This window comes from Polynucleobacter parvulilacunae (assembly GCF_018881715.1).
GTDB lineage: Bacteria > Pseudomonadota > Gammaproteobacteria > Burkholderiales > Burkholderiaceae > Polynucleobacter > Polynucleobacter parvulilacunae.
Genome location: NZ_JACVPW010000001.1, coordinates 428279 through 445072 on the forward strand (window position 1 = coordinate 428279; position 16794 = coordinate 445072).

18 protein-coding genes are annotated in these 16794 nt (G+C 47.6%); 5 read left to right on the forward strand and 13 right to left on the reverse strand.

The features are described from left to right. The first annotated feature begins 83 nt into the window (after positions 1-83). From ICN18_RS02195 to dapF, 3 genes are read left to right on the forward strand one after another with little or no spacing between them, the layout of a single operon-like run. A complete protein-coding gene (locus ICN18_RS02195) occupies positions 84-944 on the forward strand; it encodes a lysophospholipid acyltransferase family protein (protein ID WP_216188916.1) in 861 nt (286 codons plus the stop codon). Between the two features lie 27 nt (positions 945-971). Continuing rightward, positions 972-1871 (forward strand): LpxL/LpxP family acyltransferase, encoded by a 900-nt coding sequence (locus tag ICN18_RS02200; RefSeq protein ID WP_216188918.1) that lies wholly within the window; start codon positions 972-974, stop codon positions 1869-1871. 59 nt (positions 1872-1930) lie between these two features. Beyond that, positions 1931-2785: a diaminopimelate epimerase gene (gene dapF, locus ICN18_RS02205; RefSeq protein ID WP_216189433.1), complete on the forward strand. Its 855-nt coding sequence runs from the start codon at positions 1931-1933 to the stop codon at positions 2783-2785. 12 nt (positions 2786-2797) lie between these two features. Here dapF and pyrE read toward each other — a convergent pair whose 3' ends face one another. Next, complete coding sequence (gene pyrE / locus ICN18_RS02210) at positions 2798-3466, reverse strand: orotate phosphoribosyltransferase (protein WP_216188920.1); 669 nt, start codon at positions 3464-3466, stop codon at positions 2798-2800. 8 nt (positions 3467-3474) lie between these two features. Here pyrE and ICN18_RS02215 point away from each other — a divergent pair, with 8 nt between their 5' ends. Next, on the forward strand, positions 3475-4257 hold the full coding sequence (locus ICN18_RS02215; protein ID WP_216188922.1) for an exodeoxyribonuclease III: 783 nt from the start codon (positions 3475-3477) through the stop codon (positions 4255-4257). Between the two features lie 47 nt (positions 4258-4304). On the opposite strand, the gene ICN18_RS02220 is transcribed toward ICN18_RS02215, so the two are convergent. From ICN18_RS02220 to gatC, 12 genes are all read right to left on the reverse strand, one after another. After that, on the reverse strand, positions 4305-5624 hold the full coding sequence (locus ICN18_RS02220; protein ID WP_369411850.1) for an AmpG family muropeptide MFS transporter: 1320 nt from the start codon (positions 5622-5624) through the stop codon (positions 4305-4307). Between the two features lie 15 nt (positions 5625-5639). Beyond that, positions 5640-6233 (reverse strand): methionine biosynthesis protein MetW, encoded by a 594-nt coding sequence (gene metW / locus ICN18_RS02225; RefSeq protein ID WP_216188924.1) that lies wholly within the window; start codon positions 6231-6233, stop codon positions 5640-5642. Further along, positions 6230-7369: a homoserine O-succinyltransferase MetX gene (metX, locus tag ICN18_RS02230; RefSeq protein WP_216188926.1), complete on the reverse strand. Its 1140-nt coding sequence runs from the start codon at positions 7367-7369 to the stop codon at positions 6230-6232. The genes metW and metX overlap by 4 nt, the downstream gene beginning before the upstream one ends. Further along, on the reverse strand, positions 7366-8016 hold the full coding sequence (gene slmA / locus ICN18_RS02235) for a nucleoid occlusion factor SlmA (RefSeq protein ID WP_216188928.1): 651 nt from the start codon (positions 8014-8016) through the stop codon (positions 7366-7368). The genes metX and slmA overlap by 4 nt, the downstream gene beginning before the upstream one ends. Before the next feature lie 10 nt (positions 8017-8026). Next, a complete protein-coding gene (gene argB, locus ICN18_RS02240; RefSeq protein WP_216188929.1) occupies positions 8027-8929 on the reverse strand; it encodes an acetylglutamate kinase in 903 nt (300 codons plus the stop codon). A gap of 13 nt (positions 8930-8942) precedes the next feature. Next, the gene (gene dksA / locus ICN18_RS02245; protein ID WP_088525877.1) at positions 8943-9320 is read right to left on the reverse strand and encodes an RNA polymerase-binding protein DksA; all 378 of its coding nucleotides are present in this window, start codon (positions 9318-9320) and stop codon (positions 8943-8945) included. A 228-nt stretch (positions 9321-9548) separates the two neighbouring features. Then, complete coding sequence (locus tag ICN18_RS02250) at positions 9549-10622, reverse strand: CobW family GTP-binding protein (RefSeq protein WP_216188930.1); 1074 nt, start codon at positions 10620-10622, stop codon at positions 9549-9551. Positions 10623-10691: 69 nt separating this feature from the next. Further along, the gene (locus tag ICN18_RS02255) at positions 10692-11693 is read right to left on the reverse strand and encodes a tyrosine recombinase XerC (RefSeq protein ID WP_216188931.1); all 1002 of its coding nucleotides are present in this window, start codon (positions 11691-11693) and stop codon (positions 10692-10694) included. Continuing rightward, on the reverse strand, positions 11674-12348 hold the full coding sequence (locus ICN18_RS02260; protein WP_216188932.1) for a DUF484 family protein: 675 nt from the start codon (positions 12346-12348) through the stop codon (positions 11674-11676). Before ICN18_RS02260 ends, ICN18_RS02255 begins: the two co-directional genes overlap by 20 nt. A 45-nt stretch (positions 12349-12393) precedes the next feature. Then, positions 12394-13863 (reverse strand): Asp-tRNA(Asn)/Glu-tRNA(Gln) amidotransferase subunit GatB, encoded by a 1470-nt coding sequence (gatB, locus tag ICN18_RS02265; RefSeq protein ID WP_216188933.1) that lies wholly within the window; start codon positions 13861-13863, stop codon positions 12394-12396. After that, positions 13863-15380 (reverse strand): Asp-tRNA(Asn)/Glu-tRNA(Gln) amidotransferase subunit GatA, encoded by a 1518-nt coding sequence (gatA, locus tag ICN18_RS02270; RefSeq protein ID WP_216188934.1) that lies wholly within the window; start codon positions 15378-15380, stop codon positions 13863-13865. The genes gatB and gatA overlap by 1 nt, the downstream gene beginning before the upstream one ends. Next, on the reverse strand, positions 15377-15670 hold the full coding sequence (gene gatC, locus ICN18_RS02275; protein ID WP_216188935.1) for an Asp-tRNA(Asn)/Glu-tRNA(Gln) amidotransferase subunit GatC: 294 nt from the start codon (positions 15668-15670) through the stop codon (positions 15377-15379). Before gatC ends, gatA begins: the two co-directional genes overlap by 4 nt. Positions 15671-15731: 61 nt before the next feature. On the opposite strand from gatC, the gene ICN18_RS02280 reads away from it, so the two are divergent. After that, a complete protein-coding gene (locus ICN18_RS02280) occupies positions 15732-16775 on the forward strand; it encodes a rod shape-determining protein (protein WP_068319852.1) in 1044 nt (347 codons plus the stop codon). Positions 16776-16794: the final 19 nt, after the last annotated feature.

Genomic DNA, 16794 nt, shown 5'->3' on the forward strand with positions numbered 1-16794 from the left:
GGGAATTTTATCCGAAAAATGCCTTATTCGGCAAGGCATGCTGAAATCCACACACTGAGAGCGGCATTGAATATCATTAGGGGGTGAGAAAACTCCTACTTAAGCTCTGCCTCAATACGATTGCCGTGCTGCCTCTTGCGCTTATGCAGGTAATTGGAGCCCTTTTAGGCATGTTGGCTTATGTAGGCTCCAAACAATATCGCTCGTTCTTTAGACCGCAATATGAAGCTGTTGTTATTGCACGGGGACTCCCTTTCAGGCTTTGGAGCGCCGTAAGAGCCTCCGGAATGTTGTTTTCAGATAGCTTGTGGATTTGGCGCAACCCTGCAAAAGCACTGCAGTTGGTTGAAGTGCAAAACTGGGATGTAGTTGAAGCAGCGATTGGCGAAGGACATGGCTTAGTCATGCTTACTCCACACCTTGGCGGCTTTGAAATCATTCCGCGTGTCTTGGCACAACATTTTCCAGCAACGATTCTGTATCGTCCATCACGCCAAGAATGGCTCAATGAAGTGGTTGAAGAAGGTCGCGCTTATCCAAACATGCATTTTGTTCCGACCAACCTGAATGGCGTGCGTCAAATGACGCGGGCACTCACACGCGGCGAGGCTATCGGCATTCTTCCAGATCAAGTGCCCAGTGGGGGTGAGGGTGTATGGGTGCCATTTTTTGGGCGCCCCGCTTACACAACGCCATTACCAGCGCGTCTTGCCAACCGCAACAACACGCCAGTAGTGATGTTTACCGCCAAGCGCAAAGACATTGGTCAAGGCTGGCTCATGCAGGCAACTCGTCTTGAGCCTCTGTCTGAAGACGCCACCATTGCTGCCGCAGAGTTGAACGTTGCGATTGAAAATGCTGTACTCGTCGCACCAGAACAATTCATCTGGTCATACAACCGCTATAAGCATCCTGCCGGTGCAGAATTGCCACCAAGCACTTAGCTATAGAATTAGTTATAAAATTTCGAAATGACCTGGTTACAAAACCTCTTCAATTTCTTAGCGCTTAGTCTTTTGCGTCTCTTTGCTTTTCTGCCGTACACCATAACCGTCCATGTAGGCTATGGTCTAGGTTGGCTTGCAGCCCATATACCCAATGGCCGCACTCATGTTGTCAAAACCAATTTGCGTTTGTGCTTTCCTAATCTCAATGAAAAAGAAATTGATGAACTTGCAATTGAGCACTGGAAATTGTTTGGTCGCAGCGTATTAGAGAGAAGTCGTATCTGGCTGGGCAGCGGCAAACAAATTACCGATATCGTCACAATCAAATCAGCCATTACTCTAGGCGATCGCAAGCCACGTCTACTCATTAATCCTCACTTTGTTGGCCTTGAAGGTGGTTTTATGGCGCTTTCAGTACTGGCTAATGAGCATGACTGGCCCCGTGGCGCTGGCCTCTATCAAAATATGAAGAATCCATTCTTCAACCAAAAAATGATCGAGTGGAGAAATCGTTTTGGTGGAAAGTCGATTGAAAGACAGAGCCGCTTACGCGATCTCATTCGAGAAATTCAAACTGGCAACTTTATTTTCATCGCCCCCGATATTGATCTAGGCCCACGTGACTCAGTCTTTGTGCCCTTCTTTGGCATTCAAACCAATACCATCACCTCAGTATCGCGCTTGGCTAGGCTGAGCGGTGCTGAGGTATGCCTCATGACGACTACCTTGAACAAAGACCGTAAAGGCTATACCTGCAATATCAGCGAGCCCCTGCCAAACTTTCCTAGCGATGATGTTGAAAAAGATACCGCACGCCTAAATCAATATATTGAAGAACTTGTTCGCGAAAGACCGGCAGAGTACTATTGGGTTCATAAGCGCTTTAAACACAGACCCGAAGGCGAACCCAGTCTTTACGATTAAACGGAAATATTTTGAGTACCAATACTAGCAATCCAGTACGCAAGCTACGCTTCACCAAAATGCATGGTGCTGGCAATGACTTTATTGTGATCAATGGCATTGATCAAGACTTGAGTGGCATCACCAAAGCGCAATGGCAAGCCTTGGCCCATCGTCAATTTGGCATTGGTGCCGACCAGATTCTTTTAGTTGAAAAAGCAACGCGCCCAGACGCTGATTTTCGGTACCGAATTTTTAATGCCGATGGAGGCGAAGTAGAGCAATGCGGCAACGGGTCTCGTTGCTTTGTTCGCTTTGTATTAGATCAAGGCCTCTCTAATAAGAATCCTTTGCGTGTCGAGGTTGCACATACCGTCCTCACATTGAAGTCTCATCCTGATGGTCAGGTTGAGGTGGATATGGGTGCGCCTATTTTTGAACACAGTCACATTCCATTTAACGCCAATGGCCTGGCAAGCATTCAAGAGTTTCAAGAGATGTTGTATGCGCTACCACTCAACCATCCTGCAACGCACGACAGCTTAGTTGGCGTTCTCTCGATGGGCAATCCACATGCAGTGCAAGTGGTTGGTGACGTTGATAGCGCACCCGTTTTAGAAGAAGGTCCTGAGATTGAAAAGTTTTCTGCGTTTCCGAAAAAGGTAAACGTAGGCTACCTGCAAGCAATTAATCGCAATGAAATTAAGTTGCGCGTCTTTGAGCGTGGTGCCGGGGAAACCTTAGCCTGCGGTACTGGTGCTTGCGCAGCCGTGGTTTCAGGCATCCGCAGGGGTTTACTAGACTCGCCAGTGAAAGTGCATACGCGCGGTGGCGACCTGCAAATTGCTTGGGGCGGAATGATTAATGGCGATGCCCAGCCAGTCATCATGACTGGTCCGGCAGTTACCGTCTTTGAAGGCGAAACAGAGATCTAAAAGCTATTTCTCTTAGATTCCGTATTTCTCGCGATAAGCCTTAACTGCAGGCAAATAATTAGTTAACTGAGTATCGCTTGATGCCGTTAAGAAGGACATCAAGCCAGCCAGATTAGCAATCGAAATTACTGGCAAACCAAACTCTTGCTCTACTGCCTGCACGGCAGATTTTTCACCAATCTCGATTGCATTCCCTGAGCGCTCCATACGATCCAAAGCAATCAATACTGCCGCAGGCTCTGCGCCTGCTTTCCGAATGAGATCGACAGACTCTCTGACTGAAGTGCCCGCAGAAATCACGTCATCAATAATGACTACGCGCCCTTTTACTGGTGCCCCAACTAGCATCCCGCCTTCGCCATGATCTTTTGCTTCTTTGCGGTTATAGGCATAAGGAACATTAATACCGTCATCCGCTAAAGCGATAGCAGTTGCCGCTGCAAGGGTGATTCCCTTGTAAGCAGGCCCATAAAGCATGTCGAACTGCAGATTGGATTCTTGCAGGGCTTTGGCGTAGTAACGGCCAAGGGCGCTTAAACGAGCGCCATCATTGAATTCGCCGGCATTAAAAAAATAGGGTGAGAGTCTTCCCGCTTTGGTTTTAAACTCCCCGAAGGACAAAACCTTTGCCTCCAAGGCAAAACGAATAAAGTTATCTTGATTTGAATTATTTGAGCTCATAGGCCTACATGTTACGCATCATTTCCGCGAACCTCAACGGTATCCGTTCTGCAGTCAAAAAAGGCTTTCTGCCATGGGCTGTTAAGCAAAAGGCTGATTTCATTTGCATGCAAGAGCTCAAGGCTCAGCGTGATGACTTAGAAGACGCCATCCTCAACCCCGATGGCATGCATGGCTATTTCCATCATGCCGAGAAAAAAGGCTATAGCGGCTGCGGGATTTATACCCCCCATAAGCCAGACGAGGTCTTGTACGGCTATGGCAATGAGGAGTTCGATGCCGAGGGGCGTTATGTAGAAGTACGCTTCAAAGGGCTTTCTGTTATTTCCGTCTATATGCCCTCTGGCTCAAGCTCGCCCGAGCGCCAAGAAGCCAAGTATCGCTATCTTGATAGCTTCCTGCCACATCTCGTAGCGCTCAAAAAATCTGGTCGTGAAATCGTCTTATGTGGTGACGTCAATATTGCCCATCAAGAAATTGATCTCAAGAACTGGAAAGGCAATCTCAAAAATTCTGGCTTCTTACCCGAAGAGCGCGCATGGCTTACTAACTTATTTAGCAAAGTAGGTTACGTCGATGTCTATCGCGAACTTGAACCAGAGGCAACTGAAACTTGCTACACCTGGTGGAGTAATCGTGGTCAAGCCTATGCAAAGAATGTTGGTTGGCGTATCGACTATCACATCAGCACACCAGGCATTGCTGCTACCGCCAAAAAAACCGCTGTTTACAAAGAAGAAAAGTTTTCAGATCATGCACCACTGACCGTGGACTACGACTGGAAAATCTAAGCAACAAGAAAGGCGGAAGGTATCTTTTTTACCGCCCTTACTCTTCTTTACTCCCCTTCTTTTTTGATCTGAACGATCTTGAAATGAATGGTTACCCAAATCAGCAATAGGACGGGGGCGCCAATAATGGCGGTGCCGTAGAAGAATGCTTGGTAGCCAAAGTTATCGACAAACACTCCGGAGAAGCCCGCCAGCCATTTAGGCAAGAGCAGCATCATCGAACTAAACAAAGCGTACTGAGTTGCCGAGTAACGGATATTGGTAAGTGACGACAAGAAGGCAATAAAGGCTGCGCTGGCGATTCCAGAACTTAAATTGTCAGCAGAGATTACCCAAATGAGTCCATGCAAATCATGGCCCTGCGTTGCAAGCCAAGCAAATAACAAATTGCTGACTGCTGAAAGCACTGCGCCTACAAATAGTATTCGCAATACACCAAAACGCAAAGTGAGTACGCCACCCAGAAAGGCTCCCACTAAAGTCATTACCACACCAAAAACTTTACTTACTGCAGCAACTTCATCTTTGGTATAGCCCATATCAACATAAAATGGATTAGCCATAATGCCCATCACCACATCGCTAATGCGATAGACGGCAATTAAAGACAAAATCAATACTGCATGCCAACGATAGCGAGTGATAAATTCTGCAAAAGGCTCAACCAAGGTTTGGTACAGCCATGCTTTGGCAGTGCGAACTTTTGCTAGCTCATATCTTGCCGGCTCTTTGCTCAACAAGGTCGTTACAACACCAACCCCAATTGAGGCGGCCATACAGAGATAAGCAAATTGCCATGCACTCGCATCGTAACCACTGCCTGATTCGGCACGAGCAGCTAGCCAAAGAACGCCAGCGCCAGCCCAAATTAAAGCCAGTCGATAGCCAGTTTGATAGGTGGCCGCTAAAGCAGCCTGATGATCACTATTAGCTGACTCAATTCGAAAGGCATCCAATGCAATGTCTTGAGTAGCAGAACCGAATGCCACTAATAGCGCACACCAAACAATGGAATTGAGAGCAAGCTTAGGATCCAAAGTGGACATGCCAACAAGACCCAAGATGATGAGCGCTTGCGCAAAGAGCAGCCAACTACGGCGGCGACCAAATAACTTTGTGAGCAAAGGAATTTGCAAACGATCTACGAGCGGAGCCCAAACCCACTTGAAAGCATAGATCAAGCCAACCCAAGTTAAGTAGCCGATCGTACTGCGATCAATGCCTGCTTCGCGCAACCAAAAACTGAGCGTGCCCAGAATCAGCAATAAAGGCAACCCTGCAGAGAAGCCCAAGAAGAGCATTCGCAGACAAGGCCATTCGAGATAAACCCGAAAGTCTTTTAACCAAGATTGGACTGCGGTCAACACCTTTGAATTTATATTCTATGCGCGACGAATGCGGAATAAAGCGAGGCTGCCAAATAGATTTGGCATCAAGGTAACCTGACGACCCTCATGCAAGATGCATTGGTCGAGAACCTTAAGTCCAAGACTAGATGCCAACTTCTCAAAGTCAGCAACAGTGAGTACGCGTACATTAGGCGTGTTGTACCACTGATAAGGCAAGCTCTTCGAGACTGGCATGCGGCCCAAGCCCACAGCAAGGCGATGGGACCAATGTCCAAAATTTGGAAAAGAAATTACTGACTCTTTTCCCACGCGAACGACTTCGCGCAAAATCTTTTCAGTTTGATGAATGGTTTGCAAGGTCTGTGACAGCACGACCGTGTCAAAACTATTATCTTCAAAGAGCGCTAAGCCACCTTCTAAATCCTGCTGGATCACGTTCAAACCTTTTTGCACACAAGAGAGAACGCGTGCATCATCAATCTCAACGCCATAGGTGTGAACTGGTTTTTGTTTCTGCAAAAATTCCAGGAAGCTGCCGTCACCACAACCAAGATCCAAAACTTGAGTATTAGGTGCAATCCAATTGGCTATGGCAGCAAAGTCAGCGCGCTTATTAAAGTTACTCATACTTGAGCCTCGCGCATTTGCTTAAAGTAAGCCCTTACTAGATTGTGATAGCGCGCATCATCTAGCAAGAATGCATCGTGACCATGTGGCGCATCAATTTCAGCATAAGTGACTTCGCTCTTATTACTCAACAAAGACTGAACAATCTCGCGACTACGATTAGGCGGGAAACGCCAATCGGTTGAAAAGCTCACCACCAAAAACTTAGCCTGAACCTCTGCCAGAGCACGATCCAGGCTGCCATCATATCGGCGCGCAGGATCAAAATAGTCTAGCGCGCGCGTAATAAGCAGGTAGGTATTGGCGTCAAAGTAGGTTGAAAACTTATCGCCCTGATGGCGTAAGTAGCTCTCGACCTCAAACTCCACATCAAAGCTGAAGCGGTAGTCATTTGACTCGCCATTAGGGCGCTGCAATTCACGTCCAAACTTTTCGGCCATATCGTCATCAGACAAATAAGTAATGTGGCCAACCATACGAGCCAAACGTAAACCACGTTTAGGCACAACGCCATGCTCGTAATAATTGCCGCCATGAAAATCAGGGTCAGACAAAATGGCATTACGTGCAACTTCATTAAATGCAATATTTTGTGCGCTGAGTTTTGGGGTCGATGCGACCACAACACAATGCTCTAAGCGCTTAGGAAACTGAATTGACCAAGCCATTGCTTGCATGCCGCCCAAACTGCCCCCCATTACCGCAGCGAATTTGCGAATACCCAGCTTATCCGCCAAACGGGCTTGAGTATTTACCCAATCTTCGACAGTAACTACAGGGAACTCAGAGCCATAAGGCTTGCCGGTTGCAGGATTAATACTCATCGGCCCAGTAGAGCCAAAGCAAGAGCCTAAATTATTTACGCCAATAACAAAGAAGTGATTGGTGTCCACGGGCTTGCCTGGACCAATCATGTTGTCCCACCAACCAATGTCCTTAGGGTCTTCTGGGCTTGGGCCGGCTACATGGTGAGATGCATTGAGCGCATGACAAACTAGTACGGCATTACTTTTATCAGCATTGAGTTTGCCGTAAGTTTCAATCACTAAATCGTAGCCAGACAACATGGCGCCACTCTGCAAAGGCAGGGGCTCGGCAAAATGAATAGTATTTCTAGAGAGGTGTAGCTCGCTCATTCTGACAGGAGAAGGCGCAAACTAACATCAGAGGCTTCTGTCGGCAACTTTTTAAATCCGCTACGGGCAAAGCGATGCCAACGCCCCAAAACAAAACTCATCAACATAGCAGCACGGATGCTGACCTCTTCTTGACCCAGCTGCGCCCAATTACCACCTTGGGTTTGAGCAATACGCAGAGCCTGCTTCAGCGAAGCCTCAACACGATCTAACACCTGAGTAATGCGCTCTTGTAAGCGATCATCTTCTTGTAGTAATGCATCTCCCAATAGAACACGAGTCATTCCAGGATTCTTTTCGGCAAAGAATAAGAGCATCTGCAAAATACCGCGCGCTTGAGCAAGGCCAGATTCTTCCTTTTGATTAATTTGATTAATCAATCCGAAAACTGTTTGCTCAATAAAAGAAATTAGGCCTTCGAACATCTGCGCTTTACTAGCGAAATGACGATAGAGAGCGGCTTCTGAAACTTCAATCTTGGCGGCTAAGGCCGCAGTAGTAACGCGCTCACTTTTAGGGTTTTGCAACATCTCAGCAAGCACTTGCAAAATCTGTAAGCGGCGCTCACCTGGGCGGGGGCGCTTACGGGCCTTGCCAGCATCAGCGTTGCTGGCGTTGATATCTGCTGGCTCTATAGATTCACGCATGTTTGTTTACTTATCTCGAGCGAATCATCGTTCCGAACGCCTGCTCGGTCAGGATTTCTAACAATAAAGAGTGCTCGATACGACCATCGATGATGTGCACTGAATTCACGCCACTCTTGGCTGCATCTAATGCAGAAGAAATTTTAGGTAGCATGCCGCCAGAAATCGTGCCATCAGCAAACAAGCCATCGATCTCACGAGCAGTTAAGTCAGTAAGCAACTTGCCGTCTTTATCCATCACACCCGGAATATTGGTCATCATTACCAACTTCTCCGCATGGAGGATCTCAGCCATCTTGCCCGCTACCAAATCTGCATTGATGTTGTAAGCCTGGCCTTCTTCACTAAATCCAATTGGTGAAATCACCGGAATAAATGCATCGTCTTGCAACGCTTTCACAACTGCAGGGTTGATGGCCTCAATTTCACCTACAAAGCCTAGATCAATTGTTCCGCCAGCATTCTTTTCATCAGCAACCAGCATTTTCTTGGCGCGAATGAGGCCACCATCTTTACCAGTCAAGCCAACCGCTTGGCCGCCAAAGTGGTTAATCAACATAACGATGTCTTGCTGCACTTCGCCACCGAGAACCCACTCAACTACTTCCATAGTTTCTTCGTCGGTCACGCGCATACCCTGAATAAAGGTACCGGTCTTACCAATTTTCTTGAGGGCTTCATCAATCTGTGGTCCGCCGCCATGAACCACTACCGGATTCATGCCAACCAACTTCAACAAAATGACATCGCGCGCAAAAGATTCTTTGAGTCGCTCCTCAACCATAGCATTTCCGCCGTACTTAATCACGATCGTTTTGCCGTGATAAGAGCGGATGTAAGGCAAAGCCTCAGCCAGAATCTCCGCCTTCAATAAAGGCGAAATATCACTAATAGTTGGTAAATGCTTAGTCATTGCTACTTAAAATTTATTCGCCAAACAATTTTTGACGGAGTTCGCGACGCTCTTGAGCCTCAAGAGATAAATTGGCTGTAGGCCTTGCAATTAAACGGTTCAGGCCAATTGGCTCACCTGTTTCTTCACACCAACCGTAGTCACCAGACTCGATGCGCGCCAGTGCTTGCTCTACTTTTTTGAGCAACTTACGCTCACGATCACGCGTACGCAATTCCAACGCATGCTCTTCTTCAATCGTTGCACGATCAGCAGGATCTGGAACCAAAATATTTTCACGAAGATGCTCAGTCGTCTCAGATGCATTTTTCAAAATGTCGTCTTTAAGAGTGAGTAATTTTTGACGGAAAAAATCCAACTGCGCAGCACTCATGTAGTCCTTGTCGGACATCTTGAGCAATTCCGCTTCAGTTAGTGGGGCACCTTTTGCAACTTTAGTGCTCGCAGCTTTGCTAGCTTTTGCAGCAGTTGCTGGTTTTGTTGCTGTTTTTACCGTCATTTCATTCTTTCCTGATTTGAAGCATTATTGCCCCATTCTGCCAAACTTTTACAGCCATTTAATCAATATTCTTCAATATTCATAATAACCGCCGTGGCGGCGGATTGTACCCGAATCTTCCTAGGCCAAACATCCCTCAAGCCCAGCCAATAGGGTGTCCTTAGGCAAATCGATACCTATGAAGACCATACGGGTTTGCTTGGGTTCAGCACCCCATGGGCCAGCTAAATCGCTACCCATCATCTGATGAACGCCCTGAAACACCACTTTTCGGCTACTTCCCTTCACATAGAGCACGCCCTTGTAGCGCAGCATCTTCTCACCAAAGACCTCCAAAATGCCCCCTAGGAAATCTTCCAACTTTTTGTGATTAAAGGGTTTATCACTACGAAAAACGAAGGATTGAATGCGATCTGTATGGCCTGCGTGGCCATGGTGATGCTGGTGATCATGACTGTGATCGTGTCCACAGGTGCTATGGTCATGATCGTGGTCATGGCTATGGTCATGGCCGCAATTGGCATGATCATGATCGTCCTGCTCCAAGAAATGCGGATCAATATCCAGCTTGGCATTTAAATTGAAGCCCTTGAGGTCCAAAACTGCATTTAAAGGCACTACGCCCTTAGAAATACCTGCAATCGGGGCTCTCGGATTCATATGCATCAGGCGATTACGCAAAGCATCTACTTCACCAGGCGTCACTAAATCTGTCTTGGTAATAAAGATCTGGTCGGCAAAGCCAACTTGGCGCTGAGCCTCCTCATGTTCATTCAATTGCTGCTGGCCATGTTTGGCATCTACCAAAGTCACCACAGCATCCAAAACGTAATGGTCGGCAACATCATCGTCCATAAAGAATGTCTGGGCTACCGGGCCTGGGTTGGCCACGCCAGTGGTTTCAATCACAACGCGATCAAAACTTATCTTCTTGTCTTTGCGTTGCTCCCAAAGCTCATTGAGCGCCTCTACAAGGTCGCCACGGATAGTGCAGCAAATACAACCATTGCTCATCTGCACGATGTTCTCTTGGTTGTCTTGCACCAAGATATCGTTATCAATATTTTCTTCGCCGAATTCATTCTCGATCACAGCAATTTTTTTGCCATGCTCTTCAGTCAGAATGTGTTTGAGCAAAGTGGTTTTGCCGCTTCCTAAGAAGCCAGTCAAAATGGTTACCGGAATTAATGCCATGGATGATCCAATCAAAATCTAAAAGCCGTCATTTCCCAAAGCGGGAAACCTTCTATATTACCGAGTTCCTCAGTCTTTGCCAGCCTTTGCGCGTGGATGCGCTTTATCGTATGCCTGAGCAAGGTGCTGAAAATCTAGCGAGGTATAAATCTGGGTGCTGGCGATGCTGGCATGCCCCAACATCTCCTGAACTGCACGTAAATCTTGCGAGGATTGCAGCACATGACTTGCAAAGCTGTGACGCATCATATGAGGATGTACATGAGTGGGCAATCCAGCGCGCATCGCCAAAGTACGCAATCTCGCCTGTACCGTACGTGGCGATAAACGCTTGCCGGTAGCTGATAAAAATAATGCAATGGATTCTTCCGAGTAACTTCCGGCATCCCGTAGCTCTCGCCATGCAGCAAGCGATTTCATTGCTGGGACACCAACGGGTACTGAACGTCGTTTACCACCTTTACCCAATACAGTTACTTCAGCAGCATCCCAATCTAGCCAGCCTGCAGATTCATGTTGGCGATCCTTGCTTTGCATGACATCAATGCCCAGCAATTCAGACAAACGCAAGCCAGATGAGTAGAGCAAATCAATAATCGCTGCATCTCGGATCGATTCCAAATCTTTCTTTTCTTCAGCCTCTTTGACTGCCTGATTAACCAGAGAGAGGGCCTGCTCCACCGATAGCGCCTTAGGCAATGACTTCAAACGCTTGGGCGCCTTCACGTCATCAACCGGATTGGCAACTAGATTGCTGGTGACCTTACCGGTACGGGCATCGCGCCTCGCATCTTTCTCAGTAAGCCAGTCATACCAACCGCGCCATGCAGAAAGCGCTCTCGCAATGCTTCTCGAAGATTTGCCTTTGGAATGTAGGCGACCCGCCCAACGACGCACATGGCCGTTACTCACCTTTAATAATTCAATGGAATCTTCTAGAGCAAAATTTTGGAGATCACTTAGATCCATGCCGTAGGCTTTGAGGGTATGCGGCGATAGTTGACGCAACACATGCAGCTCATGCAAGTACTCCTGCATGAGCGGATAAAGATCAGTCGCCTTTAATTTCATAAGCCTGGGTACGATCCAAAGCTGCAGCGGTTAATTCAGCGATCTGGCGTAAATAGAACGCGCCCATATCTGCAGTAAAGCGAGACTCGTCCTTGCTGGCCAATAACAATACAGCTGGTGATTGGGTGGCGCCAATACTTTTGCCCAGTGGTAAGCCAATAGCCACCATGCTTTGCCATTCAGGATCAATAGTTGTTTGGGTTGCCAATAAATCTACGCTGGCAGCTGCCAATTCTTTGGCTGAGCCACATAGCGGTGCATCTACCCAAGGACCAAAAGCAGAGTTAGGCGATAACAATTGCGCGGACTCTACTTCAAATACTTCCGCTAAGCCTGAGGTAATTGCAGACTCCACATCACCTTTGTTATTAGCTTTCATCAAGCGCAATAGCCATGCAACCAAACTTTGTTGTGTTTTATCGTTGCGACTACCAAAGTGCAACATCTCGCTTAAGCGACGATTGAGCTCTTGGTTTTGCGTACGCAACACTGTCATCTGACGCTCTTGCAAAGAAATCGCACGATCCTCGTGTGGATGCTTAATCCGGATCTCATTGAAGAGATCGGCGTAGCGCTCAAAGAAGCCCGGAGTTGCACGCAACCACTCGGCAACTAATTCTTCTTGCTCGGCCTGCTTTGGATCGATTGCGCTCATGTATTACTTTCTCAAATGACTTTTTTATTAACTTAATTTATTTGCTTAACTTAGCTTTTTACGCAAGAGCTCGTTTACCTGACCAGGATTTGCTTTGCCTTGGGAGGCTTTCATGATCTGCCCTACTAATGCATTGAAGGCCTTCTCTTTGCCAGCGCGGAACTCTTCAACAGACTTCTGGTTGGCCGCCAACACTTGATCGATGATGGCTTCGATGGCGCCGCTATCACTAATTTGCTTCAAGCCCTTTGCGTCAATGACTTGATCAACCGTGCTGATAGCTTTGCCCGCAACAGCCTCTTCCCAAAGAATGGCAAAGATATCTTTAGCAATCTTGTTAGAAATTGTGCCGTCAGCTACACGCGTCAGCAATGGTGCCAAGTGGTCTGCTTTTAATGGCGCATCTGCCATAGCAATGCCGGCGCGATTTAACGAAGATGCAAGTTCGCCAGCAATTAAATTGGCAGCAGCTTTTGCAAGTGGTTTGCCTACGATCGCTAAAAGCGCTTCAAATACTTTTGCAGTATCGCGATCTTGTGTAAGCAACTGCGCATCGTATGCACTTAAACCAAATTCGCTTTGCCACTGCTCGCGCAATTGGGCTAGAAGCGCAGGCATCTTACTACGCACCTCTGCGATCCATGCGTCATCAATCACTACTGGCAATAAATCGGGGTCTGGGAAGTAGCGATAGTCATTCGCATCTTCTTTGCTACGCATGCTACGCGTTTCGCCACGATCAGGATCGTATAAACGCGTTTCTTGAACAACAGTGCCGCCATCTTCAATAAGTTCGATTTGACGACGCACTTCATATTGAATAGCTTCCTCCAAAAAGCGGAAGGAGTTCAAGTTTTTGATTTCGCAACGGGTACCAAATTCAGCCTGTCCTTTAGGACGCACTGAAACGTTGGCATCGCAGCGGAAAGAGCCTTCTTGCATATTGCCGTCACAAACGCCAAGCCACACAACCAGGCCGTGCAGTGCCTTGGCATAGGCAACTGCCTCAGCAGCGCTGCGCATCACCGGTTCAGTCACGATCTCCAGCAAAGGTGTTCCTGCGCGGTTTAAATCAATGCCGCTAGAAGGTTCGCCATGAGGGCCAGTAAAACCCTCTTCGTGAACTGATTTGCCGGCATCCTCTTCCATATGAGCGCGTGTCAGCTCAACCACCTTGACTTCATCGCCTACCAAGATTTCAAGATAGCCACCGACAACAACCGGAATATCCATCTGGCTAATTTGATAGCCCTTAGGCAAATCAGGATAGAAATAGTTCTTACGCGCAAAAATACTCGCTGGTGAAATCTTTGCATTCACAGCCAAACCAAAACGAATCGCATGCTCTACAGCCTGACGATTGAGCACAGGCAAAACGCCAGGCAACGCGAGGTCAACTGCGCATGCTTGTGTATTTGGCTCGGCACCAAAGCGCGTACTTGCGCCACTAAAAATCTTAGACTGTGTTTGTAGCTGAGCGTGGGTCTCTAGACCAATGACGACTTCCCATTGCATCACGCCACCTCGCTTGCTGGACGCAAATGCCAATCGCTGGCTTGCTGATATTGGTGAGCCACTTGCAACAAGCGCGCTTCAGAAAAATAGTTGCCGATAAGTTGCATACCAATTGGTAGATTATTTGTATTGAATCCGCAAGGAACACTCATCGCTGGCAAGCCTGCTAAGTTAGTAGACAGGGTGTAAATATCTTCTAGATACATTTGTACAGGGTCTTTTGACTTCTCACCCAAGCGCCAAGCCACATCAGGGGCTACAGGCCCCAGGATGACATCGCACTGGTTAAATGCAGCCTGAAAATCTGCTGCAATAATGCGGCGAATTTTTTGCGCCTGCAGATAGTAAGCATCATAGTAACCATGACAAAGAACATAGGTTCCGATCATGATGCGACGCTTTACTTCTGAACCAAAACCTTCGGTGCGTGACTTCGCATACATGTCATTGAGATCGCGATATTCATTCGCGCGATAGCCATAACGAACACCATCAAAGCGACTTAAATTGCTGGACGCCTCCGCTGGTGCCAAAACGTAATAGACCGGAATTGATAATTTGGTCTTGGGCAAACTCACCTCAATTAATATGGCACCTAAATTTTCTAAAAGCTTGGCTGCCTCATTAACGGATTTCGCAACATCACTTGCTAAGCCGTCGGCAAAAAATTCTTTCGGTAAACCAACACGCAAACCTTCTAATGGTTTTGCAGGGTTTGCATTACCTTCTTTCCAATTCTGATTGAGATAGCGACCATAGTCTTCTCCAGAATCCGCCAAAGAAGTGGAGTCACGCGGATCATGGGAAGACATTGCTGAGAGCAGTAGAGCGCAATCTTCGGCAGTCTTGCCCATGGGGCCCGCTTGATCCAGTGAAGAGGCATAGGCAATCATGCCGTAGCGCGACACGCGCCCATAACTTGGCTTTATTCCGGTCAAGCCACAAAATGCAGCTGGCTGACGAATGGAGCCGCCTGTATCTGTTCCGGTAGCGATCGGCGCTAAACCAGCTGCAACGGCTGCAGCCGAGCCACCTGACGAACCACCAGCCACGTGAGCAGCATTCCAAGGATTTAAAACCGGCCCATAGGCGGAGTTTTCATTAGAGGAGCCCATTGCGAACTCATCCATATTGGTTTTGCCCAAACAAACCATGCCAGCACCATGGGGATTGTTTTCATCTGGAATTCCCAGATTGGCAACCACTGTGGCATCAAACGGACTCTGATACCCAGCCAAGATTTTGGAGGCTGCAGTCGACTTCCAGCCACGCGTTACGAAGACATCCTTGTGGGCAACGGGGATGCCAGTTAGCTTGCTAGCCTTTCCTAAGGAAATTAACTGATCTGCTTTAGATGCTTGCTCTAAACTTAAGTGGGCATTCACATCAAGATAGGCATTCCACTGTTTTCCAGCCTCAATACGATCCAAAAAGTACTGGGTTAACTCGGTACTGGAGACCTCTTTTGCAGCCAGTGCTTTTGCCATTAAGGCGATAGGGGTGTTGTGCCAACTCATTCGATCACCTTTGGCACGAGGAAATAGCCATCATGCTGCGCAGGGGCTGATTTCATATTTTCGGCACGGTGATCTGATTCGGTGACCTGGTCAACACGCATTGGCTGAGCCAAATCACGTAAAAAGAGGATCGGATGCGCCAATGGCTCAAGACCGCTTGTATCAACGGCCTGCATTTCCTCAACCAAGGAAAAAATGGCCTGTAATTGAGGCAAAACTGCCTCGGCTTCTGCCTGATTTAACTCAAGCCTAGAAAGGTGCGCAATGCGCTGGACATCATCAAGTTTCATGGGGCGCTAGAGTATCATTCCTATATATTTTCATTAACACTTTCTATTTTCCCACTACATCATGTTTGGTTTTTTCCGCAGCTACTTTTCCAATGACCTAGCCATCGACCTAGGAACCGCTAACACGTTAATTTATATGCGTGAGCGGGGTATTGTCCTCGATGAACCCTCTGTTGTGGCAATTCGCCAAGAAGGCGGTCCAAACGGCAAAAAGACCATTTTGGCTGTCGGCAAAGAGGCAAAAGCGATGTTGGGTCGTGTTCCAGGGAATATTGAGGCTATTCGCCCAATGAAAGACGGTGTTATTGCCGACTTCACGATTACCGAACAAATGCTCAAGCAATTTATCAAGCTTGTGCACGAAAGTAAATTATTAAAGCCAAGCCCACGCATCATCATTTGCGTTCCTTGTGGATCTACTCAAGTTGAACGTCGTGCGATTCGCGAATCTGCATTAGGTGCTGGTGCATCACAAGTATTTTTGATTGAAGAACCAATGGCTGCTGCAATTGGTTCTGGCTTGCCAGTTTCTGAAGCTGCTGGATCAATGGTTGTTGATATCGGCGGTGGTACAACTGAAGTTGGCGTGATGTCATTAGGTGGCATGGTTTACAAAGGCTCTGTTCGTGTTGGTGGCGACAAATTTGACGAAGCCATTACCAATTACATTCGTCGTAACTACGGCATGTTGATTGGCGAACAAACTGCTGAGTTGATCAAGAAAACAATTGGCTCTGCTTTCCCTGGCGCTGAAGTGCGCGAGATGGAAGTAAAAGGTCGCAATCTCTCTGAAGGCATTCCACGTAGCTTTACTGTTACTAGCAATGAAATTTTGGAAGCATTGACTGATCCATTAAATCAAATCGTGACTGCAGTAAAAGCGGCTCTCGAGCAGATTCCACCTGAGTTGGCGTCCGACATTGCTGAGCGCGGCATGATGCTCACAGGCGGCGGCGCCTTATTGCGCGACCTCGATCGCCTCTTGTTGGAAGAAACAGGCTTGCCGATCCATGTTGCAGAAGACCCTTTAACTTGCGTGGCTCGTGGTTGCGGTATCGCACTTGAGCGCATGGATAAGTTAGGCGGAGTGTTCTCGCACGAGTAAGCGACATACACGTCGACCA

Bases quoted from the DNA above. Each gene is read 5' to 3' on its own strand.
- ICN18_RS02200 (WP_216188918.1), top strand. From the start codon at position 972: ATGACCTGGTTACAAAACCTCTTCAATTTCTTAGCGCTTAGTCTTTTG.
- dapF (WP_216189433.1), top strand. From the start codon at position 1,931: ATGCATGGTGCTGGCAATGACTTTATTGTGATCAATGGCATTGATCAA.
- pyrE (WP_216188920.1), bottom strand. From the start codon at position 3,466: ATGAGCTCAAATAATTCAAATCAAGATAACTTTATTCGTTTTGCCTTG.
- ICN18_RS02215 (WP_216188922.1), top strand. From the start codon at position 3,475: ATGTTACGCATCATTTCCGCGAACCTCAACGGTATCCGTTCTGCAGTC.
- metW (WP_216188924.1), bottom strand. From the start codon at position 6,233: ATGAGTAACTTTAATAAGCGCGCTGACTTTGCTGCCATAGCCAATTGG.
- metX (WP_216188926.1), bottom strand. From the start codon at position 7,369: ATGAGCGAGCTACACCTCTCTAGAAATACTATTCATTTTGCCGAGCCC.
- slmA (WP_216188928.1), bottom strand. From the start codon at position 8,016: ATGCGTGAATCTATAGAGCCAGCAGATATCAACGCCAGCAACGCTGAT.
- argB (WP_216188929.1), bottom strand. From the start codon at position 8,929: ATGACTAAGCATTTACCAACTATTAGTGATATTTCGCCTTTATTGAAG.
- dksA (WP_088525877.1), bottom strand. From the start codon at position 9,320: ATGTCCGACAAGGACTACATGAGTGCTGCGCAGTTGGATTTTTTCCGT.
- ICN18_RS02250 (WP_216188930.1), bottom strand. From the start codon at position 10,622: ATGGCATTAATTCCGGTAACCATTTTGACTGGCTTCTTAGGAAGCGGC.
- ICN18_RS02255 (WP_216188931.1), bottom strand. From the start codon at position 11,693: ATGAAATTAAAGGCGACTGATCTTTATCCGCTCATGCAGGAGTACTTG.
- ICN18_RS02260 (WP_216188932.1), bottom strand. From the start codon at position 12,348: ATGAGCGCAATCGATCCAAAGCAGGCCGAGCAAGAAGAATTAGTTGCC.
- gatB (WP_216188933.1), bottom strand. From the start codon at position 13,863: ATGCAATGGGAAGTCGTCATTGGTCTAGAGACCCACGCTCAGCTACAA.
- gatA (WP_216188934.1), bottom strand. From the start codon at position 15,380: ATGAGTTGGCACAACACCCCTATCGCCTTAATGGCAAAAGCACTGGCT.
- gatC (WP_216188935.1), bottom strand. From the start codon at position 15,670: ATGAAACTTGATGATGTCCAGCGCATTGCGCACCTTTCTAGGCTTGAG.
- ICN18_RS02280 (WP_068319852.1), top strand. From the start codon at position 15,732: ATGTTTGGTTTTTTCCGCAGCTACTTTTCCAATGACCTAGCCATCGAC.